This is a genomic window from Aquirufa sp. TARAVU-A1A, assembly GCF_054558675.1.
In genome coordinates, this window is sequence record NZ_JBPXKP010000008.1 from 46,077 (window position 1) to 72,894 (window position 26,818).

Consider the following 26,818-nt stretch of genomic DNA (forward strand, 5'->3'; position numbering starts at 1 on the left):
CTATAAATTCCCCTTTTTCATTTCTTTCACGGCATAATCCACCGCACGCGCCGTCAAAGCCATATAAGTCAATGATGGATTTTGCGTCGACGTAGAAGTCATACATGCCCCATCTGTCACAAATACGTTTTTCACTGCGTGTAATTGATTCCACTTATTCAACATCGAATTCTTCGGATCTGCGCCCATACGAACGCCACCCATCTCATGGATATCTAATCCGGGTGCTTGTTTGCTATCTCTTGTACGAATGTTTTTAAATCCAGCTTTATGATACATCTCCGAAAACTGATCAATAAAATCTTGAACCATTTTATCATCATTGTCATCGTAAGAAACGTCCATGTGCATGATAGGCAATCCATGGGCATCTTTTTTAACCGGGTCCAAACGAACCTGATTGCTTTCCTTTGGTATGGTTTCTCCCATCATATGAGAACCTGCGTACCAATTCGTATTCAATTTCGGATTCAATAGCGAATGTTTCAAACTCTCACCCACCGAATTTTGATCGGCATGCGTTCCTCTTCCCGCGCTCATTCCCGCCGCGTAACCGCGTAAAAAGTTCGTCTCCTGCTTGTACAAATTACGGAAACGTGGTACATAACCCGAAGTAGGTCGAGAACCTTCCGTTTTCGTATCCAAATAACCTTCGTACTCCGCCGAAAGCGAAGCCCGGTAATTATGAAAGGCCACGTATTTCCCTAATACTCCGCTATCATTCCCCAAACCATTCGGGAAACGATGAGATTTCGAATTCAATAAAATGGCATTTGTATTCAAAGCTGCGGCCGTTACAAAAATAACTTTGGCATAATATTCAACCATTTCATTCGTATGTGCATCGATCACCCGAACACCAATGGCCCGAGCCTTTTGCTCATCGTAAATGATGGATTCCACAATCGAATCAGGACGCAAGGTCATATGACCCGTTTTGGCTGCCCAAGGCAAAGTTGATGCATTTGAACTGAAATAACCTCCATAAGGACAACCGCGCTGACATAAGTTCCGACTCATGCAACGACCACGGCCTTGTTGGTAGTGGATTTCACGTGGCTCCGACAAATGTGCACAACGAGCCACAATTACATGTCGGTCATTATAATGCTTTTTCATCTCCGTTTGGAAATGTTTTTCCACGCAGGTTAATTCATAAGCAGGCAAGAAATCGCCATCTGGCAAAGAATCTAAGCCATCTTTATTTCCTGAAATTCCAGCAAAATGCTCGACGTAGGAATACCAAGGATCAATGTCTTTGTAATTAATAGGCCATGGCGTCGCGAAACCATCACGCGCAGGTCCATCAAAATCCAATTGGGACCATCGTTGGGTCTGGCGCGCCCAAAGCAAGGACTTGCCACCCACCTGATAGCCCCGTATCCAATCGAAGGGTTTGTCTTGTTCGTAAGGATGTTCCGCGTCCTTCACCATGAAATGCTTCGCATCTTCGCGAAAAGCATAGCATTTACTCACAATCGGATTGGCAGCGATTTCTTCTTGCGTTAATCGCCCCCGATGTTCAAATTCCCATGGACTCATCAACGTCGTAGGATAATCCTCATTATGTGTCACCTTACGGCCTCTTTCCAGCACCAAGGTTTTAATTCCTTTGTCACAAAATTCTTTGGCAGCCCATCCACCTGCTATTCCCGAACCGATTACAATCGCACCATAGGTACGCTTCTCTGCATGTTTTAAAATTTCCATCGCTTATTTGTTAACCGGCACGCAAGGATTCCAAAATCCGGGCGCCATCTGATAATTTAAATGATTTACCATGACATATTCAGTCGTCACATAACCTTGAATCGTCAAACCCTTCAAGGTCGCCATTGCTTTTTGCGCATCGATACCATGTTTTCCTTGTTCTAATTCAAACAAGAACGCTTCCAATGCAGGACCACTCGCTTGCGACCAATCTCCTTTGTATAAGTTTGGAATTTGGCCCAACACGGCGCGAAAAGTTTGCTGCGCTTTGGGATCGTAACAATCCTTTAACATGGTTTTAACGAAGGCTGGAACACCTAAACTGACAGCTCCCGGAACCGTTGATTCAGGGATAATGCCACCAATCCAGCGATTGAGCACTTCATCCTCTGCAAGACTTAATGAAAGTGAAATGGGTTTGGGTTTGGATTTGGCCGACAAATCATAATAGGCAACGGTTCCCAGGGCGGCTAATGTCATCCCTTTTAACCATACACGGCGACTCGACATTTTCATGTTTGATAGGTTTTTGAATACCCTACAAACTTATCAAAAATTAATCAAATAAAAGCCACTTTACCCCATAAGCAAAGCCCCGACTCATCGCAGGATACAGATATGCCGAATAATAATTATCGGTCAATAATCCTTGCGTCGCATTCGCCATTTTAAAGAACAAACGAACCCGATTAATTCGCAAAGAAACATAAGGATCCACCTGCACAAAGGCCGGTAATTCGTAGCGATTTTGGAGGTGATATTGTTGAATGGCCGGTTGGTACGTATCTCCATAATATGCCGACTGCCCAATCACATCTATCCCAAACTGCATATAAAGCAATTTCTTGTATTGAACATTCAAGGCTAAATTGGCATTCGCAACTAAATTCGGCATACGCATGACATTAGGACCCGTTTGCGTATTTGCATGTAGATTCGATTGCCATTCGAAGCGACCAAAATTACCCCCCAAAGCAATTGAAGTTCGAAAAACGGCAATGGCCTCGCGAGCTTGTGTCGCTGTTCCAAGACTATCATAATACACCCAAGAACCAATGCGCTGAATGGTCACCGATGGCTTCACGTAAAAATGCTTCGTATTAACTTCAATCCCACCGGCTAATTGATCGAACTCAATGTTGGCAAAATCATTCTTCCAGCGATACGACGTATTATACATCCATTGATTGGCCAAAGTTGGACTCACGGATGTTCGTTGGTAATTTGCCCAAAACCATGGCGAACTCAACGAAGCCTTCATCAAATAATCTGACCCAATTAAATACTCCCCTTCTGCCTGAAAATTAAGGTTTTTACCTACTTGTTGGCGTAACCACAAACCCACATAATTTTCTAATTTATCCAAGGTTGTCGTGTTTAAAGGATTATAGACCGACCAGTACCGCTGTTTGACATGCGCGCGGTAGGTAAACTGTCGGTAAATCCCCTTAATACCCGTTTGGTGACTATATGAACGCCATTGATTTTCATTGTAAAGCGAATCACTCGCCGGCGCTTGAATGTAATTGATATAAGTTCGAGGATAAAATCCAGAAGCTAAATTCGTCTGAAAAGCCAAATCCCTGTATTTCACCTTCCGCGTTTCCACATCCAAGCGTTGAAATAATTGCAAACCTTTAAATCCAACAAACTCATGGTAAAGGTGTAGTTTCAGAAACTGGTCGTTGGACTGCGTTTTGGAGTCCGTCAATAAAGCTGTGTTATCGATGTATTTTAAAGCGGCGGCAGGTGTTTGCCCCGTCGTTAATTTAATTCCCCCTTGGTCATTTGTTCCTTGGTCAAAATAATTGATGTGACCCAATAATCGATAGCGCTTATTCCGCGAAGTAAAATTGGTATGCAATAAAACGCCCCATTGGCCGGTTAAACTCTGATCCCCCGATTTAAACGCGGCATCTGTTAAATTCTTATCAGCAACTAATCGTTGGATTTCAAGCCCCACATTCCACAATGAATCCACATTTCGTGCAAAGGCAAAATTCAAATTAGTTTGACCGCCTGCACCCAGATTATAGGTTACATCCGAATAGGGCGATTTGGTTTGATAATAACGGATTTGATCTGCCTGGAAAGCATAAGGCACATAGGCATTATAGCCCATTTGGGTACCAATAACCTTAGGAGCCTTGGTGAAAATATCCCGATAGGCTGTTCCTTGATTCCCTAAATTCGCAGATAAAAAGCCATCCCGTTCTTGAAATAAGTAGCGATGCAATAGTGTCAACGTTGTATCAATACGGCGTTGAACCACTTCACTATTTACAGCATCCGATTCCAAGAAATAATGCACGGTTTGCGGGCCATAGATTTGTTTGGTCGAATCATCCAAGGCAGCTCTGCCCGATTTATTCGAAGTTTGTTGGCCACCTTTCTTCTGTGTTTTCGGATCCGGGAAACCGGCATTGGCAGGATCATAAGCACCCATTTGCCCATTGGTAATTTGACTAAACCCCTGCAAGGCTAGCAACAGAAAAACAATAAGAGGGTAAATCGACCGCATTTTCACAGCGCAAAGGTAATTAAATAATGTTTAGCGCTTAAGGCTTTGCTTTAACCAAGTCCAAAATTCCGCTTCATGTGACACAAATTCCATTTGCATGGGTAAGTAATATAAGTGTGCTGCCAAATGTGGATAATCCTCCAAATGTTCTTGGAAACGCATAAAATCCTTGTGCGTTGTCAAGATACCCGTATCGTCTTGGCATTGCTTCGCTATGTATTCCCAATACTGAAAATCGGCCGTTTGAAAGGCATAATGATCAGCGTAAGACTCCTGATTAATGATATCACCTAAACTTTTGGCCTGTTTGAAAAAAGGCATTGGATCCGCAATTCCTGCCACGAGGTGCCATTTTTTGATCGAAGAAGTATCAGAACCTATTGGATTTCCATAGGCCACTCGCGTATAAAAAACAGGCAGACCAAAGGATTCAAAAGCTGTTTGTTTAGCCTCAGCTAAAGTTGCTGGACAACGATTAACGATGATAGCCTGCGCGCGCTGAACGCCCGCAATCGACTCTCGCAATCTCCCCAAAGGCATTAATTTATCCGTAAAAAAAGGCTTATCGTAAGTCGTACAAAGTAAATTCACATCCCCTTGGATCGCACGATGCTGAAAGGCATCATCTAAAAACAAGGTATCTATATCCTGTTGCAATTTTTCTACCCCCACAACTCGTTTTTCACAAACGGCTACGGTGATTTCCGGCATGAGTTGTTTATAAGCCAAAGGTTCATCGCCCACTTCAGATGCTTTGGAGCTAGATTCCACTATACGAAAGCCTTTGGTTTTACGCCCATAGCCCCGACTCAATATCCCCAAACGTTCCTGAAAAGGCCAATGCTGAACTAAATAAGCCACAAATGGACTCTTTCCTGTGCCGCCTACGGCGAGGTTACCGATTATGATTGTTTTCGGTTGATCTACATGCTTGCTTTCGAAATACTTGTGATCATACAACCAATTCCGGCAGGAAGTAATCAGGCCATATAACTCCGATAATAAATAAAAAAGCAAGCGTTTTATCATTCCTTAAAACTACTAAATAAACAAATCAATAGAAAATAATAACTTGCGGGCATGATTCAATTGAAATCCCACACACTCAATTTCCATTTCGAGGCAGGAACATCCCGCGGTATTCTAACACAGAAGACGAGTTATTTTATTCGTATCAAACAAGATGGACGCAGGGGTATCGGCGAAGCAGGTCCCCTGCGCGGCTTAAGTCCAGAATTTGAGGAAGATTGCACGGCTTCATTTCAAAAGATTATTGATCAATTACCTGAATTACCCCATTCCACCGCTGAAATTCCAGCATATCTGGAAAACATACCTTTCACGTTCCCCTCCTTGCGTATGGCTATGGAAATGGCCTTATTGGATTGGATGCAAGGTGGACATGGACGATATTTCAACAATTCCTTTTCTACGCAGGAAGCACTTATTCCAATCAATGGATTGATCTGGATGGGAAATCCTTCGTTCATGCGCGAGCAAATTGATGCCAAATTAGCAGCTGGTTATAATTGCCTGAAATTGAAAATTGGAGCCATTGATTTTGACCAAGAAATCGAGATACTTCAAGAAATACGTGCTCGTTATTCTGCTTCTGACCTAAGCATCCGTGTAGATGCCAATGGCGCCTTTGCCGTTTCGGAAGCTGCAGAAAAACTGGAACGTTTAGCTCAATTTGACTTACATTCCATCGAACAACCTATTCGCGCGGGCCAATGGGAAGCGATGCATGATTTATGTGCCCAAAACATCTTGCCCATTGCGTTGGATGAAGAATTGATCGGTGAGGAACAGCGGGAGGAATTACTACAAGCAATAAAACCGCCATACATCATTCTAAAACCAAGTTTATTGGGCGGTTTTCATGCAACAAGGCTTTGGATCGCAGCTGCTGAAGCACAAGGAATCGCTTGGTGGATTACGTCTGCCTTGGAATCGAACATTGGCCTGCAAGCGATTGCGCAATTTACCGCGGAGTTCAATAATCCATTACCGCAAGGTTTGGGAACGGGCCAATTGTACACGAATAATTTTGAAAGTGGACTTTATATCCAACAAGGTAATATTTTTCAAAAATCGGGGCATCCAAGAGCCACGCCTTTTGACTAAAACTCCTATCTTTGTTCAGCAAAAATTTAATATATCCGCATGAATACGATTGACGAGGCGATGATTGCCATCTTAGAGCAACGATTGAAATTGAGTAAATTGTCTTATTCCGACGAAAATTACGATGACGTAGAGGAATTGCTACATGATTTAGAAGATGATTTCAATGAGAAATATGGTGACCAATTAGAGGAAATCCTTGAAAAAGTTCACTTGAAACATTGCCCAGAATCAGATGTATTATTGCCTACGGCTTATTTAGCAAAGAAATTTGTAGAAACAGCGGACGGTGAAGTCGAAATCAGCAAAAAAGAAGGTGTCGAAGTAGAGTGGATCGAAGACCCAGCGGCAGCAGCCCGTTTGGTATTGTTACCCTCGCCTACCCGCGTGCTACTCATGACTCCCAAAGGACTCGAAATCGTCTGGGAAGAATCGAAATAAACAAAAAAGGTGAGGAACAAAATCCTCACCTTTTTTTATGCCAACCAATCAATTCCCTTTTTCAGTAAATCCAAGGTTTGTTGGCCTTCCGGATACCCCGAGGCATCATACATATATTCCCAAGCCGCCAAAGGTGGCAAGCTCATTAAGATCGATTCCGTCCGACCATTCGTTTCTAATCCAAATTTCGTCCCGCGATCGTGAACAAGATTGAATTCCACATAACGACCCCGACGCAATAATTGGAAATTACGCTCCTGCTCAAAAACCGCTTTGGATGCGTTTTCCTTCATCAAATGGCTATAAATAGGAACAAAAGATTCTCCTACCGACTTCACAAAATCAAAGGTTTTAGCTTTATCTTCTTTCAAATAATCAAAGAAAATCCCCCCAATGCCGCGCGTTTCATTGCGGTGTGTATTGAAGAAATAATCATCCGCCCAAGTCTTGTATTTGGCATAAACATCAGGACCAAAACCATCACAAGATGCCTTCACTTGTTGGTGAAACCATTTCGCTTGTTCCGGAATAATGATATGTGGCGTTAAATCAATGCCACCACCAAACCACGATTGACCATTGCTCAATTCAAAATAACGCACATTCATGTGGATGATCGGAACCCAAGCATTGATCGGATGCATCACGATCGAAACGCCTGTCGCGAAGAATTCAACCTCTTCCGTCACATTCAAACTCGTGACCATTTTAGGATGCAATGGCCCGGAAACGGCTGAGAAATTCACACCTGCTTTTTCTAAGATAGCACCTCCTTCGATCAGTCGGGTTCTTCCGCCACCCCCTTCAGGACGCGACCAAAGATCCTCACGGAATTTACCTGTTCCATCCGCTGCTTCGATTCCCGCACAAATCCGATCCTGTAGATCACGGAAATACGCTTCAATTTGCTCTTTATTCATACTAATTAGGGGATGAGGTGCTCGAATCCGATTGCGTTTCAGGTTCACCCATCAAGGCATTCAATGAATCTAACTCAGAATCCGACACCTGCAAGGAATCCGGCAAAATGCTCGTTCCTCCTCCACAATCGAAATCTTTCTTAACCACGCGTTTATCTAATTTATCAAAAGGCGTTGGTTTGTACATGGCCAACAAAGGATCATTGACCACCTTGATCATAAAGCGTTTGTATATCGGCATGGCAGTTTTAGACCCCTCTCCCAATGCACCCGATCGGAAGTGAATCGAGCGATCATCGCCACCAACCCAGACGCCTGAAATGAGGTTTTGGGTCATTCCGATGAACCAACCGTCAGAGTGATTAGATGTCGTCCCCGTTTTACCTGCAAAATTATGCGCATAACGATTATTACCTTCTGGCAATAACACAGCGCCATCGCCCCACAATAAGGAACTTGCCGTTCCACCTTCGTGAATGACACCTTCCAACATATAGTGCATCAATTGGGCAGATTCCTTTTTGATTACCCGTTCAGCTTGTGGCTCAAAGTTGACCAATACCTTGCCATTTTGATCCTTTATCTCCGTAATGATCATTGGCTCCACATGAATTCCTTCATTCACAAAAGCAGAATATGCCCCAATCATCTCATACAGCGATACGTCGATCGAACCTAAACCAATGGAAGCCACGGGTTTCAAAGGACTTTTAATCCCCATCTTTTTGGCATAATAGGCAACGGTATCCGGGCCTACAAATTCATTGGTTAAACGCGCCGTGACAGTATTTACCGACTTGGCTAATGCCCGCTTCAATGGCATCAAACTATACGAAAAGGTACCATCCGCATTGTGTGGCGACCAAATCTTTTTCTCTCCATTCTCCTCAATCTCCAAGGAATAAGGCGAATCTTCGACCGTAAAACAAGGTGACAAATCCCGCGGACCATCTATCGCAGCCGTATAAACGAAAGGCTTGAAGGTAGATCCAGCTTGTCGTTTACTTTGCTTAACGTGATCGTATTTGAAGTATTTAAAGTCCAAACCGCCTACCCAGGCTTTGATGTGACCCGTATATGGATCCATGGTCATCATACCTGCTTGAAGGAATCGCTTATAATAATTAATCGAATCAATCGCACTCATCGTTTGCTCCTCTTCCCCGAGCGTATTACGTGAATACACCCACATTTTCCGCTTCACATGCTTCATTTGATACCAAACCGAATCCGGATTATTCGGATAACGACGAACCAAAGCCTTGTAATATTCAGTCCGTTTTGCAACCGAATCGATGAAACCTGGAATCTCTTTTCCCGTTTCATCCACCCATGGATTTTGCCCTGTCCAGTGATTATCAAAGGATTTTTGCGTGCTACGCATTCCTTGCTCCACAGCCTCTTCGGCATGCATTTGTAAACGCGAATCGATGGTCGTCGTGATTTTCAAACCATCCCGATACAAATCAATTTCCATGTCATTCGCCTTCGCCCAATCCTGAATGAATTTCGCCACGGCTACTTTGAAATAATTTCCCGTGCCATCGTAAGGTGATTCTTGGTTCTCATGTAAAACGATAGGTAATGGAGCTAAAGAATCATATTCATTTTGCTTCAAATAACCCGCTTTGACCATTTGAGATAAAACCACATTCCGACGCTTCCATGCCTTATTTTCAGCCAAAGGCTTTCCATCATATCGCTTCGGATTGTAAGTTGTCGTTGCTTTCTGTAAACCGACTAAAATAGCTGCCTCCTGAATATTCAGACTATCTGGTGAGGTATTGAAATAGGTCTTCGCTGCCACTTTAATCCCGTAGGCATTATTGCCATAATCCACCGTATTCAAATACCAAAGAATAATCTCATCCTTCGTATAAAAACGCTCTAATTTGATTGCTGTAACCCATTCTTTGGTCTTGTAAATCAATTTATTTAAACCCGGAATGTAGCCCAAAAGCCCCGTTTTCGTGAAGCTTTTCTTCGTACGCGTTTTGAATAAGTTCTTAGCAAGTTGTTGGGAAATTGTACTTCCACCCCCGCGATCACCCCCTTTTACAATGCCCACGGCAACACCCGCCCAAGCCTGAAAGTCAATCCCCGTATGTTCGTAAAAACGGGAATCTTCCGTTGCAACCAAGGCCTTTACTAAATAAGGTGAAATCAATTTATAATCACGAATCGGCGTGCGATTCTCCGCGAAATACTTGCCTAACAGCACTCCATCCGCTGAATAAATTTCGGACGCTTGGGATAATTTTGGATTTTGAAGGTCGTCGACACTTGGCATTTGGCCGGTCAACCAAAAGATATTCGTCTCAATCACAAATAAATAGACCAAGACATAAAAAACCGTTTTACCAGCAATGCGCCATAAGCGAACAATCGGTTTATAATAGGGTGAATTTTTATCTACCCGCGCATCATAATAAGCTTGTAGTTTTGCGCGCTGGGAATCGTAATAAGCAATAGCTTGATTGCAAACGGCATCTAAACGGCCATATTGCTTCTGCCCCAAAAGCTTTTGAACACCCATTAATAACAAGCTCCAAAGGAAAAAAAGCCCTTGTTTAAGCTTGGATGTAATAAGCGAATAATACTGTTGAATCTTTTGGAACATCGTTTATTCTGTTTCTAATTTCTCTAAGATATTCATTAAATCGGTAAAATCCCGAAATCCCGGACGATCTTCATCGCCTGCCACCAGACCAATTCCTCTGATGGAACTTTGATCAATCCATTCTTCTAAATCGGCCTCAGGGATTTCAAGCCCCACAATAATCGGGTATTGCGCCGACCAAATCTCCACGGAACCTTCCATGCCATCCAAGGAATTTGGACTATCGCCTACCAATAAGAATTGCGTCACATACGGAGCCGATGCCGCAAAAACGGCTGGCAAATTATCCGTATCGATGTTTACGCGTAAAATTTTAGGAATCGCTATATCTTGAATCGCAACCAAATTCACCTTAGTATCGATTTCAAGATAATCAGGTTGATATTCAGCTACTTTGGCCTTAATTTCTTCAGCATCGTGTGTAGAAAACTCGCCTACAATCTCAACACCAGCTAACCAATTTCGAATTTCAGTGAATTTTTCGAGGGAAATTTCTTGAATAGGAAAACCTAATAAATCGACTCCCATGCCGGCGCAGTAGCGCGCATCGGACAGATTGGTAATCGACGAAACTTTAACTTGTGTTTTTAACATAGGGTTATTTCATGCTTAGACGCGAGAACAAAACTACGCTTTCAGGAAAATATATCCTAACTTGCAGGAAATTTTCGGCAGGCCTTGAACCTGTAATAGAATATGGAATCAAAAGGAAGAGTATTGGTCGCGATGAGCGGCGGAATCGACAGCTCGGTCGCAGCTGTTTTGTTACACGAACAAGGATATGAGGTCATCGGGATGACCATGAAAACCTGGGACTATGCCAGTTCAGGGGGTGATAAAAAGGAAACAGGTTGTTGTTCCTTGGATTCCATCAATGATGCCCGCCACATAGCGGTATCGTTGGGCTTCCCACATTATATCTTAGACATTCGCGAGGAATTCGGTGATTCAGTCATTGACTATTTCACGCAGGAATACGTGGACGGTCGGACACCCAACCCCTGCGTTATGTGCAATACGCATATCAAATGGGACGCATTGCTTCGTCGCGCCGACCAATTAGGCTGTGAATTCATCGCAACGGGCCACTATGCACAGATTCGTCAAGAAAACGGCCGCTACGTTATTTCCAAAGGCGTAGACACCTTAAAAGATCAAAGTTATGTCCTTTGGGGCGTTTCGCAATCGAGTTTAGCACGGACCATTTTGCCTTTGGGTGGATTAACCAAAGCGCGTATTCGTGAGATGGCAACGGAACGAGGTTTTGTGGATTTAGTGAATAAGTCGGAAAGCTATGAAATCTGTTTCGTCCCCGACAATGATTACCGTGGATTCTTGAAGCGTCGCTTGCCGGAATTAGAGGAACAAGTTGCTGGCGGAAATTTCGTGGATGTTGCCGGAAAGGTCATTGGGAAGCATGAGGGATATCCATTTTATACAGTAGGCCAACGGAAAGGTTTGGGTAAGGCATTTGGATTCCCAGCTTATGTGATTGAAATCCGTAAGGAAACGAATGAAGTGGTCATCGGTCAAATCGAGGATTTAAATCGGACGGGTATGTGGGTAGGCCAGTTAAATATGCAGAAATACGCAGAGATTCCTTCAGAAGGATTGGAAACCTTAACGAAGGTGCGCTATAAAGATGCTGGAACAGATGCGATCATTCATCAGTTTGCTGATAAAATAAAGGTCGACTTCCATGATGCCGTAAGTGGCATTGCACCCGGTCAGGCAGCTGTTTTCTATGAAGGAAACGATGTTGTGGGGGGTGGATGGATCCTGAAATCGTATCAGAAAGGCTCGGTCTTTGAAAATTATCAGTCTTTTGAAGTGAATAAAGCGTAAATTGAAGAACGCAGCGGCGTGGAATCACGCTGCCGGAGTCATAGCAGTTTTGCTTCTTCAGGCGTTAATTTTACCTTTATCCGCGGCATTTGAATGACTTCCATGTCAAATATCCGGGAACCATCAATCTTAAATCGGAGTGCCGTTTGTTCCGGGTGAAAGCCATGTTGGCCCGCTGCCCCCGGATTCAAAAAAAGCATATTATTACGCTTCGCATCCCTTTTTACTTGTAATATATGCGAATGTCCACAGACGAAAATCATGGGTAATCCCATGGAAAATGCCTCCAATGCATCCGGTTTGTAATTAGAAGGGGCACCTGCGATGTGCGTCATCGCAACGGTCACATCCTCCACCCGAAAACGCTTGATTTTGGGATACATGTTGCGAATCGTCCGGTCATCGATGTTCCCATAAACTCCTGCGATGGGCTTTCCGTAAGCCGCTAATTTATCGGCTAATTCAACCGAACCCCAATCGCCCCCATGCCAAATCTGGTCACATTCTTTCAAATGTTCATCTAAACGAGGATCCAAATAACTATGCGTATCCGAAAGTAACAAAACCTTAACCATGTTATTCCGCGCGTTTATTTTGCAAGGAAATCAGACGACCCGCGCTAATCAATTCATTTTTCTTCCAAATCACCTTCTCTTGATTCAAGGCATTTACCACCTGCGCATCTTGTTTCACCCAGGCCGGTGAACCCGCATCTTTCCAAGCCGAATACCAAAAAGAGGCAACACGCGAAGAAGCTAATAGCATACGATCAGGAATCGAAGCGCCTAATTTTGCACCATAGGCTTGGATAAAGGCTTTGGTATAATACCGCTGCTTCCGACCGTATTTTTCCACCATCTCAAAAGATCCCTCCTCACCCAAAGCAGCACGCACTTCTTTTTCAGCAGCAAACATGGCTGGTAACATCGCATGCGATTCCAACAAAATATGAAAGATGAAATCTTGCGGCTTAGCAATGTACTGAACGCCAGCTACTTGATTCAAGGCATATCCCTGTAATTGCGCTTCGGGTACTAAACTTTCCCAAAGGACGTGCATGCCTTTTTGGCCAGTCAACTGTCCATCATGGTTACGCGTCGTATGTAGAGGTACGTGTGCATCTGCCACATAATGACCTAAATCCGCCGCATAAAAGAGAACAGAATCACGCTTTTCAGCTTTAAACGCCTCAACTAAGCGACCAAATACTCGAACTACTTCCCAAGGGACTAATCCTTCTTTGCGCAAGCTGTCCAAACCATATTTGGCAATGGCCTTGTTGAAATCATGTGGGATTGATGTCTTATAATCCGTCCCAAAAATCGGCGCATCCAAATCCAAATAATGCTTCGCATCTTCTTGTTTATCATCCTTACGTCTCACATCCGGACGAATGGATTGTTGGACTAAGTATTCCTGATTCGCATAAAAATAGCCAGCCAATTCATCGGGTAATTGATATATCGAAATCTGCTGTAAGGTTTTATGCGCTAAAAAGCCCCAAGAGGCACAAATAATCAGGACGAATACACTAATTTTTTTCATGGTTGATAAGGGATTTTGGCGTTCGGCCATATTGTTTTTTAAATGCTCTTGTAAAATAGGCCGGGTCATTAAACCCAACATGGTATGCTACTTCTGAAATGTTCAAGCTACCTGCTTCTAATAAAACTTTAGCCTGTTGCAAACGTATCGAACGAATAAACTCGTTTCCGGCAAGGGAGGTTAGATTCTTCAACTTCCGATATAACTGCATTTTACTCATATCAAGGCCTTTTTCAAGGTCTTCGACATCAAATTCCGGATCACTTAAATGATCAATGATGAGCTGAGTTGCTTTCACCAAAAATGCATCCTCAAAAATAGGCATTTTCCCCTCGCTTAATTCCTGCTGGATCATTTGTTTCTGCCAATTGTTGCGGAGACGGTCTTTCGCTTCCAACAAGGTATTAACCCGTATTTCAAGGATATCCGCGTTAAATGGCTTACTAACAAAGTCATCCGCACCAGATTGCATACCTTCTATTTGGCTTTCTTGAGAGCTTTTCGATGTCAAAATTACGATCGGAATGTGATTCGTTTTTGGGTTTTGACGTAGGGCCCGACACAAATTAATCCCACTCATACCGGGCATCATCCAATCGGTGATCACCAAATCTGGCAAATAGGTATTTGCCTTTTCCAAGCCATCCTCTCCCCGATCCGCATAAATAACTTGAAAACGGGTATCAAATATTCCCCCAATGAATTCTCGCATTTCCGCATGATCATCCACGACCAATAAGATGGGTTTTTCTTTTTCAATTGCGGATAAACTTGGTAATTCTTGCGCAGGAGCTTTTTGTTGACCTGCTGCTTGTACCCAAGATTGATCAAATGCCTCCAATTCTACTGGAAAATGCAGGATAAAAGCACTGCCTTCTCCCAGTTTACTTTTGACCTGAATATCGCCGCGATGCAACAACATCAATTCCTTACATAATGATAAACCTACTCCCGTACCTACTACCTGAACGGCATCCGGAATTTGATAAAAACGATCAAAGACATGCGGCAAATGCGCTTCCGAAATTCCTCGACCGGTATCGAGTACTCGCAAGGTAACTTTACGAACATGCGATTGCGTGCCAACAAAAACCTGTTCCAATTCCAATTCTACCCCAATCTTACCATCTTCAGCCGTGTGCTTAAAAGCATTCGAAAGCAAATTACTCAAACATTTTTCAAGAATATCTGCATCGTAATAAACCCAAAGCGAATCAACAGGAAAATCGTAACGAAGCTTAATTTGTTTTTGCTGCGCATAGCTCTCAAAACCTTGCAGGATGTGTGTCAACTGCGAAATCATGTCATGTTTCGCAATGACTGGATGCTGCTTCCCAGCCTCAATCTTCGACAAATCTAGCAATTGATTGATCAAGCGTAATAATTTCTGTGCATTCTGATGGATGGATTGCAAGCGGCCTACCTGCTCCTTTGGCATCGTTGTATTTTTCAAAAAATACTTTTCGATCGGGCTAATGATGAGCGTCAAAGGCGTACGCAGCTCATGCGATATATTCGTGAAAAACGAAGTCTTTATTTGTTCTAATTCTCGAATTCGCTCCTTCTCAATTTCCTTCAGACGTATATCCGTCTTAAATGCCTCTCGAATTTGAATCTCCCGCATAAAACCATAGATAATAGCACCCAAAGCTATTGCATACAGCAGATAGGCCCACCACGTTCGATACCAAGGTGGTAATACCTCGATACGCAGTTCCAACGGGTTTTCACCCCAAACTCCATCTGAATTCGTGGCCTTCACTTTAAAGACATAAGAACCTGGACTTAAGTTGGTATATGTCGCCGTCCGTTGCGTCCCCACAAAATTCCATTCCTTATCAAAGCCTTCTAAATAATAGGCATATCGGTTATTTTTAGGTCTTTGGTATTCCAAAGCCACAAAATCCAAGCTAAAAACAGATTGATCAGGTTGCAAAACTAAGGTTTTCAAATCTGGCAAATCCTCCGTCAAAGGTGAATTCTCCTCGCCCACCTGAACCGTTTTATTGAAAATTTTTAAACCTGTTAAATAGACATTCGGGACATCTAAACGCATCCGCAAACTATCCGATTTTAAATAGTTCAATCCATTAACCCCACCAAAAAATAGCCATCCTTGATTATTTTTCGCATGTGCCGTAATGATGAATTCTTTTCCTTGAAGTCCATCGGCATCATCATAATTGACAAATTTGAACGTTTTCGCGTCCATTTTGGAAATACCCCCATTCGTAGTAAACCATAAATCGCCTTTCTTATCTTCCTCCATCCCGCGGAGCGTATTGCTACCCAGTCCATCCGCCACCGTGAATACGCGAAAACCTTTTCCTTCTCCTTGATATAAATGCAAGCCGCCTCCATTCGTCAGCACCCAAATGCGATGTTGGCGATCTTCTTTAATACAGGTAATGTGATTGTATTTTAAACTATTTGACGAATTTGTTCGAACCAAATGCTGCAATTTGTGGCTGTTTAAATCATAAATAAACACGCCATGCATGGTTGTCCCCACCCAAATTTGACTATTCGAACTCTTTAGTATCGTATTAATATTTTTGTTTTTCAGTTCCTGAGAACTGAATTCGCCAAAAGGATTGTAAAAGTTCTTTTTTATCAAATCAAAAGCGAAAATCCCTTTGGCCTGCGAACCCAATAGCAGTCGGTTTTGATCCATCAACAAACTAGTCCATTTCATGCCCGTTTCGTCCAATCGAAATGGATAGGCCTTCAAATCATTCGGCGGAGTAAAATGAAATAAACCCTTACCCCAGGCACATACCCAAACAGAACCATCCGGCATCGCTTGAAGTAAATTCACGTCAAATCCGGAAGTGACATTGAGCTTGTTCACCACCGCCTGATTGATCATGTGTTCCACTTTGCCCGACTTATGTTCAAAATAAGACAAGCCCACATTACTCCCGACCCACACACCTCGATCTTCACCAGCACTCAGCGAAGTAACTTTATTGCTTAATAAACCTTGAAACGTATTGGGCTTATAGCGTAACACAGAAAAGCGTGACCTCTGAAAAAAACTGATATTCAAACCTGCCTCCCACGTCCCTATCCACGTATTCCGATTGGAATCCGTGAACATACTCATGACAGAAAACGAAGTAATCCCTAAATCAGGATCAGGATTTGAAGGAATGTGTTTGGGATGTTTAAAATCCTCCCCCTTTAATGTATAAACCCCATTATCTGTCCCAATCCAAAGATTCCCCAATGCATCTCGTACGAGCGAAGTGATGATATTTTGCCGACTAAGCGGTTCACTTTCCTGGTAGAAAACATTTTGAAATTGCTGGTTTTGCGGATTAAATCGGAATAAACCTTTACCTTCGGTCCCAACCAACATATCCCCATTTTGAGCTTCAAACAATGCACGAACCCGAAAATTTGTGGCATTGCTTTTTCCGGAAAAATCAAACGGAATATAATTATGATTGCTTACAAAAGATATTAATTGGCCCGTTCTAGTCCCCATCCAAATCGAGCCATTCGAATGCTTGTACAATCTAACAATTTCTTTGAGTAAGGGATTTTTCAGTTCGGATTCTTTGGGCAAAAAGACATTTTTTTGTGAATCAAACACCAATAAACCCAATCCATTGACAGAGGCATATATCCGATTCTTCCCTACGGCCAATAAAGAAGAAATCGTCAAGGAAGAGAAATCGATGCCTTTCGGCCCATGCGTAAATCGGGTAATTTCCCCGGTCTTTAGATTAATTTTATTTAATCCAGAACTACGCGCAGCAACCCATAAATTTCCTTCTTGATCTTCCAAAAGTGTCGAAATATCACTTCCACTTAAGGTGTTCGCGTCCCCCGGATCATGCCGATAAATAACAAAGGAATGCCCATCATATCGATTCAAACCATCCGCTGTGGCGAACCACAAAAATCCCCGTCGGTCCTGAATGATTTTATTGATCGTACTCTGTGATAGCCCGGAAACCGTACTCAAACGTTCAAAACGCTGCGTTGCCTGACTGAAACCTGGAAGGCTCAGACTAAACAATAACAAGAAACGGATAAGCTGATATTTCATTTCGAATAGCTAAAATAGAAAAATATTCATAGAGTCCTTGCGGATTTATGTGGTCTATTCAGAATAAAATCCTTGCACAAGCATTTCATATGGCCCCTTTTGCAAGATATATCCATGTATTTGTAAGATTTGTCCCAATCCTTCCACGAGCCAGCCTGTAGATTTGTATCAAGCTTTGAACATCGAATCAATCCGTTTAATTCTTGTAAGCAAATGGTTAAGACATTTATTTCATTTTCGGCGAAGAATGCCGACAATAAGTTGCCAAAATACCAACAACTCATCAATTCGTTGTTGCGCGACATCGAGATGGGTGAGTTGAAACCAGGTGAACGATTGCCTTCGATCAATGAGGCATCGGAAGAATGTTATTTATCACGTGACACCGTCGAACGCGCTTACACGGAATTGCACAAAATGGGTGTCATCACATCTATTTTCCGGAAGGGATATTTTATTTCAGATGCCAAAGTCAAAACGAAAACCAAAGTTTTGTTTTTGGTAGGTAAGATTACAAATACGAACAAAGTCGTGTTTGATTCTTTCTGTGAATCCTTGGGGAAAAATGTGATGGTGGACATTTACACCTATCAATACAAGACGAGTCAATTTCAGGAGATCATGTCTCAGCAATTGGGTAATTACCATTATTATGTGATTATGCCGCATTTGATTGAGGAAGAAGAGGAGAATATCAAATGTCTCAAAAAGATTTCGGGTGACCGATTGATTCTTTTGGACCAAAACTTTAATAGCATTTCGCATGCACACGCGAGTATCGTGACGCAACCGAAAGAGCAATTAATCGCTTTATTAGAAAACCAACTAAACCTGTTTAATAAGTACCATTCATTTAATTTGGTTGTTTCGGAGGAGGATTATTTCGACCCGGCGCTGATTAATGGATGTAGTGAATTCTGCGAAACCCATGGATTGGATTTCCAAGTATTAGATGGCCTCGAAACGGAAGATGTTCGTGCAGGTGTGATTTATTTCACTTTGGACGATCAGGATTTGGTTCGGGCCATCAAATACGCAGAAGCAAACAACTTAGAGATAGGCCAACAAGTGGGGCTCATTGCATTCAATGATTCGCATTTCAAAGAAATATTGGTGGGAGGCATTTCCGTCTTATCGAATCAGCCGATTCGGATGGGCGAAATGGCCGCACAACTCATCAACGAAAACGATAAGGGTAGCCATGAACTCGCGCTACAATTCATCCCAAGAAAATCACTTTAGGGTTTAATTTGCAAAAAGGGGTCATGATATTCATGGCCTCATTTTTTTTGCATGGGCAATGTTGCGGCGAATGCCGCCTAGTTTCGTCCGACTGATCGCTGAATAGCGAAATAGGTTTTTAAACAATTCCTCCGACATATCCTCCCAATCGCTTTTGGATAAGCCAAGCATTTCGGGCAAGGGCTCAAAACGCGACTCCGAATGGGCTTTGGCATGTCGGTTCCACGGACAAACATCCTGACAGATATCACAACCAAAAATCCAGTCCTCAAAGCCTTTGTTCAGTTCGATGGGAAGGTTTTCTTTTAATTCAATCGTGAAATAGGAGATGCATTTCGATCCATCGACCACATAGGGCGTGATAGCTTCCGTGGGACAGGCATCGATGCATCGGGTGCAGGTTCCACAAAAATCCCGAATCGGACCATCTGGCACAGCAGGTAAATCGATGATTAACTCGGCAATAAAATAGAAACTCCCCTGTTTGGGAATAATCAGGTTAGCATTTTTACCTACCCAACCAATGCCTGACATTTTTGCCCAGGCCTTTTCCAATACAGGCGCTGAGTCGACGAACATCCGCCCATTTATTTCACCCAATTCATTTTGCAAATCATCCCAAAGTACCTGCATTTTGTCCTTGATCACCCGGTGATAATCTTCACCCAATGCATATTTGGAAACTTTAAAGGAATCCGACAGAGGTTGAAATTGGGTCGATGGAAAATAATTATAGACCAAAGAAACGACCGTTTGGGCGCCATCAACCAACAAACGAGGATCTAAACGTTTATCGAAGTGATTCGCCATGTAAGCCATTTCCCCATGCATGTGTTGGTTTAACCAGTTCTCTAAATGCGGGGCTTCAGCCTCTAAAAAATCAGCCTTGGATATGCCACAAAAAGCAAAGCCGTGTTGTTGGGCTAATCGCTTAATGACTTGAGAATGGGTCGAAGCTGTCTGATTCATGTGCCATAAAATTACGAAGGTATGGGAATTTATGCCAAACTGTCAGAAAATAGTTTTTGGTCTATGATTTGCGTAGCCAAAATCCGTATTAATTTTGCCTTATGAAAAAGAAAGAGAACGAACAGCCGGAAGTAGACGAAACGAAGATAGATCCAACAGCGGAAGCGCAGACAGCGGAATCAACAACAGAAGAACAAGCGGCGCCGGACGAGTTGGAAGAAATGAAAAAGAAATACCTGCTATTATATGCAGATTTCGAGAATTTCAGAAAAAATAAAGCCAAAGAACGTATCGAATTATTGCAAACGGCCGCATCTGGTTTAATCACCGATTTGTTGCCTAGCATCGATAATTACGAGCGTGCCTTAGCGAATGCGCCTGAGGGAGAGATTTCAGAAGGGATTCAACTGATTTTCAAAGGAATTTTAAACACGCTTCAAAGCAAGGGATTGAAAGAATTGCCAGCTTTGGGAGAGGTTTTCAATGCTGATTTTCATGATTGCATCACGCAATACCCAGCACCTTCTGAGGAGGATAAAGGCAAGGTATTAGACGTATTGGAAAAAGGATATACATTAAACGAAAAAGTCATTCGCTTTGCAAAAGTGGTGGTAGGAAATTAATCAAACAATGGCTCAAAAAAGAGATTATTACGAGGTATTAGGTGTAGCGAAGTCGGCAAGCGAAGAAGAAATCAAAAAGGCTTACCGGAAGTTGGCCGTTAAATACCATCCAGATAAGAACCCGGACGATAAAGAATCTGAGGAGAAGTTCAAGGAGGCGGCGGAAGCATACGAGGTATTAAGCAATAGCCAAAAGAAAGCGCAGTATGATCGTTTTGGTCATGCAGGTATGGGCGGAGCAGCTGGCGGTGGATTCGGAGGCCAAGGCATGAACATGGACGATATTTTCTCTCAGTTTGGCGATATATTCGGCGGTGGAGATGATAGTCCATTTGGCAGTTTCTTTGGCGGAGGAGGTCGAGGCGGACGTCGTCAGCGGAAAGGAACCGATTTGCGCATCAAGTTGAAATTGAACTTGGAAGAAATCGCAAACGGCGTAGAAAAGAAAATCAAAGTAAAGCGCCATGTGGCGTGTAAAGTTTGTTCGGGCAATGGTTCGAAAAACGGAACGGATTTAAAGACTTGTGGCACTTGCCAGGGATCGGGTCAGGTAAAACGTGTCCAACAAACCATGTTGGGCCAAATGGTTACTTCCTCTACCTGCCCTACTTGTTCGGGTGAAGGAAAGAGTGTAGGGGCTAAATGTGATGCATGTTTCGGAGAGGGACGTGTTTTAGAAGAGGAAATCATCCCAATCAAAATCCCAGCAGGTGTTTCGAATGATATGCAATTGTCTATGTCGGGCAAAGGAAACGTTCCCCCACGTGGTGGCGTAGCGGGCGACCTGTTGATCGTTATAGAGGAAGAAGCACATGAAGTATTGCATCGCGACGGAAACAATGTCATTTACGATTTATACGTGAGTTTTGTGGACGCGGCATTGGGAACTTCAGTGGAAGTACCGACCATCGGTGGAAAAGCGAAAATCACGTTAGAAGCCGGCACACAGGGAGGAAAAATTCTACGCTTAAAAGGTAAGGGAATCAAAGAATTGAATGGATATTCGATCGGTGATCAATTAGTTCATGTCAATATCTGGACACCTAAACAAGTCAACAAAGAGGAGCGCGAATTATTAGAAAAATTACGCGATTCGGAAAACTTTGCACCGCAGCCGGGTAAATCAGAGAAAGGGTTCTTTCATAAGGTGAGGGATATGTTTTCGTAGACCTTAGACGTTAGACGTTAGACGTTGGACGTTAGACGTTAGGAAGCTTGTAGAGACGCGATACTTCGCGTCTTTTTTTTGCCAATTTTTCAAAACATTCAGGAAAACCAAAGTCTAAAAACGAATTTCATTCGATAAATCAAATATTCATAACACTAGGTAATATTCTAAATCAACACAATTTAACAAAAAGCTTCCCTTAAATCCTTTTATACTCTACTCAGACAAAACAAAGGTAATAGGCTGAGTGAATCTAGAACGAACAGGCCGACCAGATTGCTTTCCAGGAGTCCATCTAGGAACTGATTTAAGAACTCTTACAGCTTCTTCATCACAACCAAAACCAACAGATTTCAAAACTTGAAAGTCTTGAGCAGTTCCATCCGTATTTACGACAAATTGCACATATACTTTTCCTCCAACATTTGCACGTTGTGCAGCAGAAGGAAGACGTAAATTTTTCTGTAAATAAGACCCAAAGGCGCGTGGTCCTCCAGGAAATTCAGCTTGCTGTTCAACGGCGGTAAATAATTCATCATCTGAATTAGTCGATAAGTGGCTATTGCTGGAATTAGTCAATTTAGTAGTGATAATTTGATTATTCAGCAAGGCTTCTAATTCGGTAGATATTTTAACTTCAAAAGATTCAACACTAGCACCCGAGATTGCGGGTTCAACCTTCATGGATTGTACTTGAAATTTAATCCTATTTGATATTCCATCTTCATTTGAGCAATTTAAACCATCTTTATTTCCTGAAATACTATTTTTCAACACTAACTTCACATTAACTTCACGGTCACCTTTTAAGCTACTGACAAGACTTCTCGCTAAATTTGGTTCAATTTTATAGTTAATTGAACCAAGTTTAGACTTAGATATGAATTCTTCAACTGTAATTGGTTGTTCACTAGTTGATCCAAAAAATCTACTTTTAATTTCTACCCGACTACCATTAATTTCAAAATAAACATCAAATGGCATGTAGGTTAACGAAGGAGAAAAGTCAATTAAATCAAAAGAACGAATTAAAAAACTACTAGTTTGAAAATCATATTCGCTTAATTTACCTCGAAAAGTCACATAATATTCTTTGTATTGATTGACTGGTTGATATTTATTCTGACTTAATTGATTGATAACATTTTGAATATAATCCTGTTTTTGAAACTCATCATACCAATAATAATTTCCAGAAGATTGATTTAATAATCCACCGAAAAAACAATTCAATTGGCTAGTAGAAATGGGATTAAAATTCGATAATAATGAAATCAATTCAGCATTTGAAAAGCTTAGCTCAATAGGTATTAAAGATATTTCATCATATTTTGAAACGACGTTGACATGAACTAAATAATACTCCTCTTGATTTGGTGCATTTTTTCGAGGTCTATTGACACAATAAACAATCTCATCAGTAAGCATTTCCAAAGGAAATAATTGTAAATTCTTTGAACGAGCAACAGGATATTTTTTATTATTTCCATCTAAATATACAATCCCATTATAATACTGATTATCAATATTATTATTGCCAACATGAATCTTCCGAATGATATTCGGTTTGGAAAAAACTGGTACATGAGTGCCAATTATTTGTTTGAAGTCAACTGGACCAGCATATGCTCCACTAGTTAAAGAGAGCCCAATAAAGCATCCAACTAAAGATGATATTAATAATAGCTTTTTCATCTTATTCATTTAGAGTAACTAATTATAAAGAAAATACTTGGGCTAAGAAATAAATAATTTAAAGACGAACAATTTCAAAATTAATACTTTTTAATCTCATGGTATAAATTAAACTTCAGTCAAATCATCTGAAATACGACCGCTTAATAACTAAAAAAAAATTAAACGGTTAGTATAAGTTAACCAATGTCTAAAGTCAAACCTCTAATAGACGCTAAGTATCGCGTCTCTACAGTCCAACGTCTAACGTCCAACAATTAAAAAGCCCCAAGATATCTCCCAGGGCTTATCAAATTCTTCCAACTACTATTTTTCCGGATCAAATATATTTTTCCATTTTAAAAACTTGGAAATAAGCTCTTGATACTGATTCACAGGTAACTTCGATTGTGATAAAGTAGAGGCAATGATTGTCATCTCATAATAAGCAATCTGAATATCGCGATCGTGCGAACGTATACCGCCCGACAAATAATAATCTAAAGCTTTATCATTACGATCCATCATCGTTTTGGCTACAGCTAAAGCTTTTGATGTATCTCCTACCTCAATCAATAAACTCACCATGCTCGCAGAGAATTGATCATAAGGAATAACCTTATCCGGCATTACCTGATCCAAGTGATTAAGCACTTTCTTGGCCAAAGGAATATTTCCCTCACGAATCAATTGATCTGCCAAACGATACGTACTCAAACGTAATGTTACACTCGGGATACCCATGTAAAAGTCTCCATGGTAATAGATCTTATCATCATTCAATCCACGCCAATACATCTTGTTCAACATGTTGTCGGCCATGATTTTTGAATTCACAAAACCATCTTTGGCACCGGAAATCTTAAATGGCATTAATCGGTACGCATAACCTTCCAACTGCATGCTTTCCTTTAAGCCTAAATACTGATCACCTGGCAATGTCGAAGCGAAGTAAATCGGACGCTTCCAACCCTGCTGCGCATTGTTGGAGATAATTTCCAATTGGATTAATTCCCCCTTGAAAATGTTTTTCGCAGGTAATTTCCAAGCCAATTGATTCGACAAAAAACCCACAAATTCTTTCGGGAACCAAGCTGAATTCGCCACCTGTGCTACATTCACAGGAATAATCAAGGAATCCGATGGGAAGGTATTAATCATTTCACCGCCTTGCGTTTGCGCCTGAATCGATGGACTATCACGATGCAACAAATCCAAGAAATCAGGCAATGACATCGCTGCAATGTTTGGACTCTCATTGTACATGATTTGATCATTCACACCTTCCAAGAACTGATCCTTCTTTAAGGCGATTGGTAAAGCCTCCGACTCGTAAGTCTTGCGCTTCATTTGGTCGATGTACCAATCCGTCCCTAATAATGACAAATTACATACCCGAACATCTGTACGGAAACCCTCTACCTCTTGCACATACCACAATGGGAAGGTATCATTATCGCCACCCGTAAACAAAATGGCATTCGGTGCACAAGAATTCAATAGATTCTTCGCAAAATCGATTTGGTGGTAGCGACCGCTACGATCGTGATCATCCCAGTTTTGTTGGGCCAAAATAGCAGGCGCCGAGAAACTTAAAACGCCTAATAAACCCCAACGAACCTGCGGAGATTTGATCAATTTCGTTAACCATTCGGCTAATTGCATGACACCCAATCCAGCCCAAATTGCTAAGAAATAGAAAGATCCCACATAAATATAATCACGCTCACGAGGCTCTGCCGGCGGAGAATTTAAGTATACCGCTAAGGCAACTCCCGACAACACAAACATCATGATGGTCACCAAAAAGTCCTTCTCATCCTTGCGATACAATAAATAGAAGCCTAATAGCACCAAGATGATTGGCAAATAATAGTAATTGTTACGCGCCTTGTTGTTCTTTAATACATCGGGCAATTTGGACGTATCCTCAAAAGGATTTGAAATCGCATAGGCGCCTTCTAGGTCATTTTCCCGACCGATGAAGTTCCATAACAGGTAACGCGTGTACATGTTGCCCAACTGGTGTGTAAACATGAAACGGAGGTTATCGCCAAAGCTCGGTTTTTGACCTGCAGGAATGCCCAACATATCCTGATACATCTGCACATGTGAGCCTGAATTACTCCAAACACGCGGCAACAACATTTGTTGGTCCTTCTGATAAACATATTCTGGCTTATTCGTATAAACCACATATTTACCATCCTTCATCTTGTAAACATCCTCCCCTTTCTTGAAATCCTCAATTTGGGCCGTATAAACAGGACCGTACAACAAAGAACGAGAACCATATTGCTCACGCTTTAGGTATTTCAAGAAGTTCAAAATGTTACTCGGATCATTCTCGTTGATCGGTGGATTATAGCCCGAACGCACCAAGGCAACTGTATATGTCGAATACCCAATCAATAAAAACACAAACGAAAACAAGGCCATGTTCAATAGCAATTTCCCATGTGCATATGAATAACGAATACCAAAAACCACAGCCGCTAAAAGGCAGATCAAGAAGAAAATTGCCCCAGAACCATAACCCATTCCTAAGTTGTTCACAAACTGTAATTCAAACCAGAATGCCACCGATGGCAAACCTGGAATAATACCTGAATTGATAATTCCCAGAATGAATAAACCAGCCATTACCGCAATGAAACCACCTTTGTAGGTAGGCTTGCCCTCCTTCTTAAAATACCACAATAAGGCCAAAGCAGGCAAGGTAACCAAGTTCAATAAATGGACACCGATGGACAAACCAACCAAATAAGCGATGAATAATATCCAACGATTAGCAGTCGCCTCATCTTCCACCAATTCCCATTTAAACGCAGCCCAAACGACAATTGCAGTAAAGAAAGAGGACATCGCATACACCTCAGCTTCTACCGCAGAGAACCAAAATGTATCTGAAAATGCATAAACCAAGGACCCAACAGCTCCCGAAAGCAATAAGATTCCTCCTTCTGATTTCGATAATTCAGCGAAGGGTTTATTCAACACTTTCCGACCGATCATCACAATCGTCCAATGCATGAACAAGATTGTGAAAGCACTGGAAACGACCGACATCATGTTGATCCAGAAGGCTACACGCGTCACATCGCCCATAGCAAGGAATGAGAACATCCGACCAATCAACAAGAAAAGTGGTGCCCCAGGAGGGTGCGGAACTTGTAATTTATACGCACAAGCGATGAATTCCCCACAATCCCAAAAGGATGCGGTAGGCTCAACCGTTAAGGTATACGTGACAAGTGAAATGAGAAAAACAATCCAACCGACGAGGTTATTATTGCGTTGAAAATGCTGCATAGTTTGAAATTAAAACTCAAATAAAAGGGATTGAAATCAATCCA

At 42.0% G+C, this 26,818-nt stretch carries 19 protein-coding genes; 6 read left to right on the forward strand and 13 right to left on the reverse strand.

What is annotated here, in order from left to right:
* The 4 genes from V7S75_RS11040 to lpxK are packed head-to-tail and all read right to left on the reverse strand — an operon-like array spanning window position 1 to window position 5,260.
* Window positions 1-1,710: a GMC oxidoreductase gene (locus tag V7S75_RS11040; protein ID WP_459513895.1), complete on the reverse strand. Its 1,710-nt coding sequence runs from the start codon at window positions 1,708-1,710 to the stop codon at window positions 1-3.
* A 3-nt stretch (window positions 1,711-1,713) separates the two neighbouring features.
* Complete coding sequence (locus V7S75_RS11045; RefSeq protein WP_459513896.1) at window positions 1,714-2,226, reverse strand: gluconate 2-dehydrogenase subunit 3 family protein; 513 nt, start codon at window positions 2,224-2,226, stop codon at window positions 1,714-1,716.
* 40 nt (window positions 2,227-2,266) lie between these two features.
* The gene (locus tag V7S75_RS11050) at window positions 2,267-4,231 is read right to left on the reverse strand and encodes a putative porin (RefSeq protein ID WP_459513898.1); all 1,965 of its coding nucleotides are present in this window, start codon (window positions 4,229-4,231) and stop codon (window positions 2,267-2,269) included.
* A gap of 30 nt (window positions 4,232-4,261) precedes the next feature.
* Complete coding sequence (gene lpxK, locus V7S75_RS11055) at window positions 4,262-5,260, reverse strand: tetraacyldisaccharide 4'-kinase (RefSeq protein WP_459513899.1); 999 nt, start codon at window positions 5,258-5,260, stop codon at window positions 4,262-4,264.
* A gap of 51 nt (window positions 5,261-5,311) precedes the next feature.
* Between lpxK and V7S75_RS11060 the strand changes: the two genes are divergently transcribed.
* Both V7S75_RS11060 and V7S75_RS11065 read left to right on the forward strand, forming a co-directional pair.
* Window positions 5,312-6,358 (forward strand): o-succinylbenzoate synthase, encoded by a 1,047-nt coding sequence (locus V7S75_RS11060; RefSeq protein WP_459513901.1) that lies wholly within the window; start codon window positions 5,312-5,314, stop codon window positions 6,356-6,358.
* A gap of 39 nt (window positions 6,359-6,397) precedes the next feature.
* Window positions 6,398-6,799 carry a hypothetical protein gene (locus tag V7S75_RS11065; protein ID WP_377976420.1) on the forward strand — a complete coding sequence of 134 codons (402 nt, stop codon included), beginning with the start codon at window positions 6,398-6,400 and terminating at the stop codon, window positions 6,797-6,799.
* Between the two features lie 35 nt (window positions 6,800-6,834).
* Here V7S75_RS11065 and hemF read toward each other — a convergent pair whose 3' ends face one another.
* Genes hemF through V7S75_RS11080 form a run of 3 tightly spaced genes read right to left on the reverse strand, consistent with a single transcriptional unit; the run spans window position 6,835 to window position 10,933 of the window.
* Complete coding sequence (gene hemF, locus V7S75_RS11070) at window positions 6,835-7,719, reverse strand: oxygen-dependent coproporphyrinogen oxidase (protein WP_459513903.1); 885 nt, start codon at window positions 7,717-7,719, stop codon at window positions 6,835-6,837.
* 1 nt (window position 7,720) lies between these two features.
* Window positions 7,721-10,339 (reverse strand): transglycosylase domain-containing protein, encoded by a 2,619-nt coding sequence (locus V7S75_RS11075; protein WP_459513905.1) that lies wholly within the window; start codon window positions 10,337-10,339, stop codon window positions 7,721-7,723.
* A 3-nt stretch (window positions 10,340-10,342) separates the two neighbouring features.
* Window positions 10,343-10,933 carry an N-(5'-phosphoribosyl)anthranilate isomerase gene (locus V7S75_RS11080; RefSeq protein WP_459513906.1) on the reverse strand — a complete coding sequence of 197 codons (591 nt, stop codon included), beginning with the start codon at window positions 10,931-10,933 and terminating at the stop codon, window positions 10,343-10,345.
* 102 nt (window positions 10,934-11,035) lie between these two features.
* On the opposite strand from V7S75_RS11080, the gene mnmA reads away from it, so the two are divergent.
* Complete coding sequence (gene mnmA, locus V7S75_RS11085; RefSeq protein WP_459513907.1) at window positions 11,036-12,184, forward strand: tRNA 2-thiouridine(34) synthase MnmA; 1,149 nt, start codon at window positions 11,036-11,038, stop codon at window positions 12,182-12,184.
* 38 nt (window positions 12,185-12,222) lie between these two features.
* Here the strand turns inward: mnmA and V7S75_RS11090 are convergent, their stop codons facing one another.
* Genes V7S75_RS11090 through V7S75_RS11100 form a run of 3 tightly spaced genes read right to left on the reverse strand, consistent with a single transcriptional unit; the run spans window position 12,223 to window position 17,786 of the window.
* Window positions 12,223-12,759, reverse strand: coding sequence for a metallophosphoesterase family protein (locus tag V7S75_RS11090; protein ID WP_459513908.1), 537 nt, complete (start codon window positions 12,757-12,759; stop codon window positions 12,223-12,225).
* Window position 12,760: 1 nt separating this feature from the next.
* Entirely contained in the window at window positions 12,761-13,729 is a 969-nt protein-coding gene (locus V7S75_RS11095; protein ID WP_459513910.1) for a zinc dependent phospholipase C family protein, read from the reverse strand.
* The gene (locus V7S75_RS11100; protein ID WP_459513911.1) at window positions 13,716-17,786 is read right to left on the reverse strand and encodes a hybrid sensor histidine kinase/response regulator transcription factor; all 4,071 of its coding nucleotides are present in this window, start codon (window positions 17,784-17,786) and stop codon (window positions 13,716-13,718) included. Before V7S75_RS11100 ends, V7S75_RS11095 begins: the two co-directional genes overlap by 14 nt.
* Before the next feature lie 213 nt (window positions 17,787-17,999).
* Here V7S75_RS11100 and V7S75_RS11105 point away from each other — a divergent pair, with 213 nt between their 5' ends.
* Window positions 18,000-19,028: a GntR family transcriptional regulator gene (locus V7S75_RS11105; protein WP_459513913.1), complete on the forward strand. Its 1,029-nt coding sequence runs from the start codon at window positions 18,000-18,002 to the stop codon at window positions 19,026-19,028.
* Between the two features lie 30 nt (window positions 19,029-19,058).
* Here the strand turns inward: V7S75_RS11105 and queG are convergent, their stop codons facing one another.
* Window positions 19,059-19,997: a tRNA epoxyqueuosine(34) reductase QueG gene (gene queG, locus V7S75_RS11110; RefSeq protein ID WP_459513915.1), complete on the reverse strand. Its 939-nt coding sequence runs from the start codon at window positions 19,995-19,997 to the stop codon at window positions 19,059-19,061.
* Between the two features lie 101 nt (window positions 19,998-20,098).
* On the opposite strand from queG, the gene V7S75_RS11115 reads away from it, so the two are divergent.
* The gene (locus V7S75_RS11115; RefSeq protein ID WP_459513917.1) at window positions 20,099-20,620 is read left to right on the forward strand and encodes a nucleotide exchange factor GrpE; all 522 of its coding nucleotides are present in this window, start codon (window positions 20,099-20,101) and stop codon (window positions 20,618-20,620) included.
* 7 nt (window positions 20,621-20,627) lie between these two features.
* Window positions 20,628-21,788: a molecular chaperone DnaJ gene (dnaJ, locus tag V7S75_RS11120; RefSeq protein ID WP_459513918.1), complete on the forward strand. Its 1,161-nt coding sequence runs from the start codon at window positions 20,628-20,630 to the stop codon at window positions 21,786-21,788.
* Between the two features lie 216 nt (window positions 21,789-22,004).
* Here dnaJ and V7S75_RS11125 read toward each other — a convergent pair whose 3' ends face one another.
* A complete protein-coding gene (locus tag V7S75_RS11125) occupies window positions 22,005-23,483 on the reverse strand; it encodes an energy transducer TonB (RefSeq protein ID WP_459513920.1) in 1,479 nt (492 codons plus the stop codon).
* A 306-nt stretch (window positions 23,484-23,789) separates the two neighbouring features.
* Window positions 23,790-26,774 (reverse strand): glycosyltransferase family 117 protein, encoded by a 2,985-nt coding sequence (locus tag V7S75_RS11130; RefSeq protein WP_459513921.1) that lies wholly within the window; start codon window positions 26,772-26,774, stop codon window positions 23,790-23,792.
* Between the last annotated feature and the right edge of the window lie 44 nt (window positions 26,775-26,818).

Coding starts and splice junctions, on each gene's coding strand:
- V7S75_RS11040 (WP_459513895.1), bottom strand. CDS start 1,710: ATGGAAATTTTAAAACATGCAGAGAAGCGTACCTATGGTGCGATTGTA.
- V7S75_RS11045 (WP_459513896.1), bottom strand. CDS start 2,226: ATGAAAATGTCGAGTCGCCGTGTATGGTTAAAAGGGATGACATTAGCC.
- V7S75_RS11050 (WP_459513898.1), bottom strand. CDS start 4,231: ATGCGGTCGATTTACCCTCTTATTGTTTTTCTGTTGCTAGCCTTGCAG.
- lpxK (WP_459513899.1), bottom strand. CDS start 5,260: ATGATAAAACGCTTGCTTTTTTATTTATTATCGGAGTTATATGGCCTG.
- V7S75_RS11060 (WP_459513901.1), top strand. CDS start 5,312: ATGATTCAATTGAAATCCCACACACTCAATTTCCATTTCGAGGCAGGA.
- V7S75_RS11065 (WP_377976420.1), top strand. CDS start 6,398: ATGAATACGATTGACGAGGCGATGATTGCCATCTTAGAGCAACGATTG.
- hemF (WP_459513903.1), bottom strand. CDS start 7,719: ATGAATAAAGAGCAAATTGAAGCGTATTTCCGTGATCTACAGGATCGG.
- V7S75_RS11075 (WP_459513905.1), bottom strand. CDS start 10,339: ATGTTCCAAAAGATTCAACAGTATTATTCGCTTATTACATCCAAGCTT.
- V7S75_RS11080 (WP_459513906.1), bottom strand. CDS start 10,933: ATGTTAAAAACACAAGTTAAAGTTTCGTCGATTACCAATCTGTCCGAT.
- mnmA (WP_459513907.1), top strand. CDS start 11,036: ATGGAATCAAAAGGAAGAGTATTGGTCGCGATGAGCGGCGGAATCGAC.
- V7S75_RS11090 (WP_459513908.1), bottom strand. CDS start 12,759: ATGGTTAAGGTTTTGTTACTTTCGGATACGCATAGTTATTTGGATCCT.
- V7S75_RS11095 (WP_459513910.1), bottom strand. CDS start 13,729: ATGAAAAAAATTAGTGTATTCGTCCTGATTATTTGTGCCTCTTGGGGC.
- V7S75_RS11100 (WP_459513911.1), bottom strand. CDS start 17,786: ATGAAATATCAGCTTATCCGTTTCTTGTTATTGTTTAGTCTGAGCCTT.
- V7S75_RS11105 (WP_459513913.1), top strand. CDS start 18,000: ATGGTTAAGACATTTATTTCATTTTCGGCGAAGAATGCCGACAATAAG.
- queG (WP_459513915.1), bottom strand. CDS start 19,997: ATGAATCAGACAGCTTCGACCCATTCTCAAGTCATTAAGCGATTAGCC.
- V7S75_RS11115 (WP_459513917.1), top strand. CDS start 20,099: ATGAAAAAGAAAGAGAACGAACAGCCGGAAGTAGACGAAACGAAGATA.
- dnaJ (WP_459513918.1), top strand. CDS start 20,628: ATGGCTCAAAAAAGAGATTATTACGAGGTATTAGGTGTAGCGAAGTCG.
- V7S75_RS11125 (WP_459513920.1), bottom strand. CDS start 23,483: ATGAAAAAGCTATTATTAATATCATCTTTAGTTGGATGCTTTATTGGG.
- V7S75_RS11130 (WP_459513921.1), bottom strand. CDS start 26,774: ATGCAGCATTTTCAACGCAATAATAACCTCGTCGGTTGGATTGTTTTT.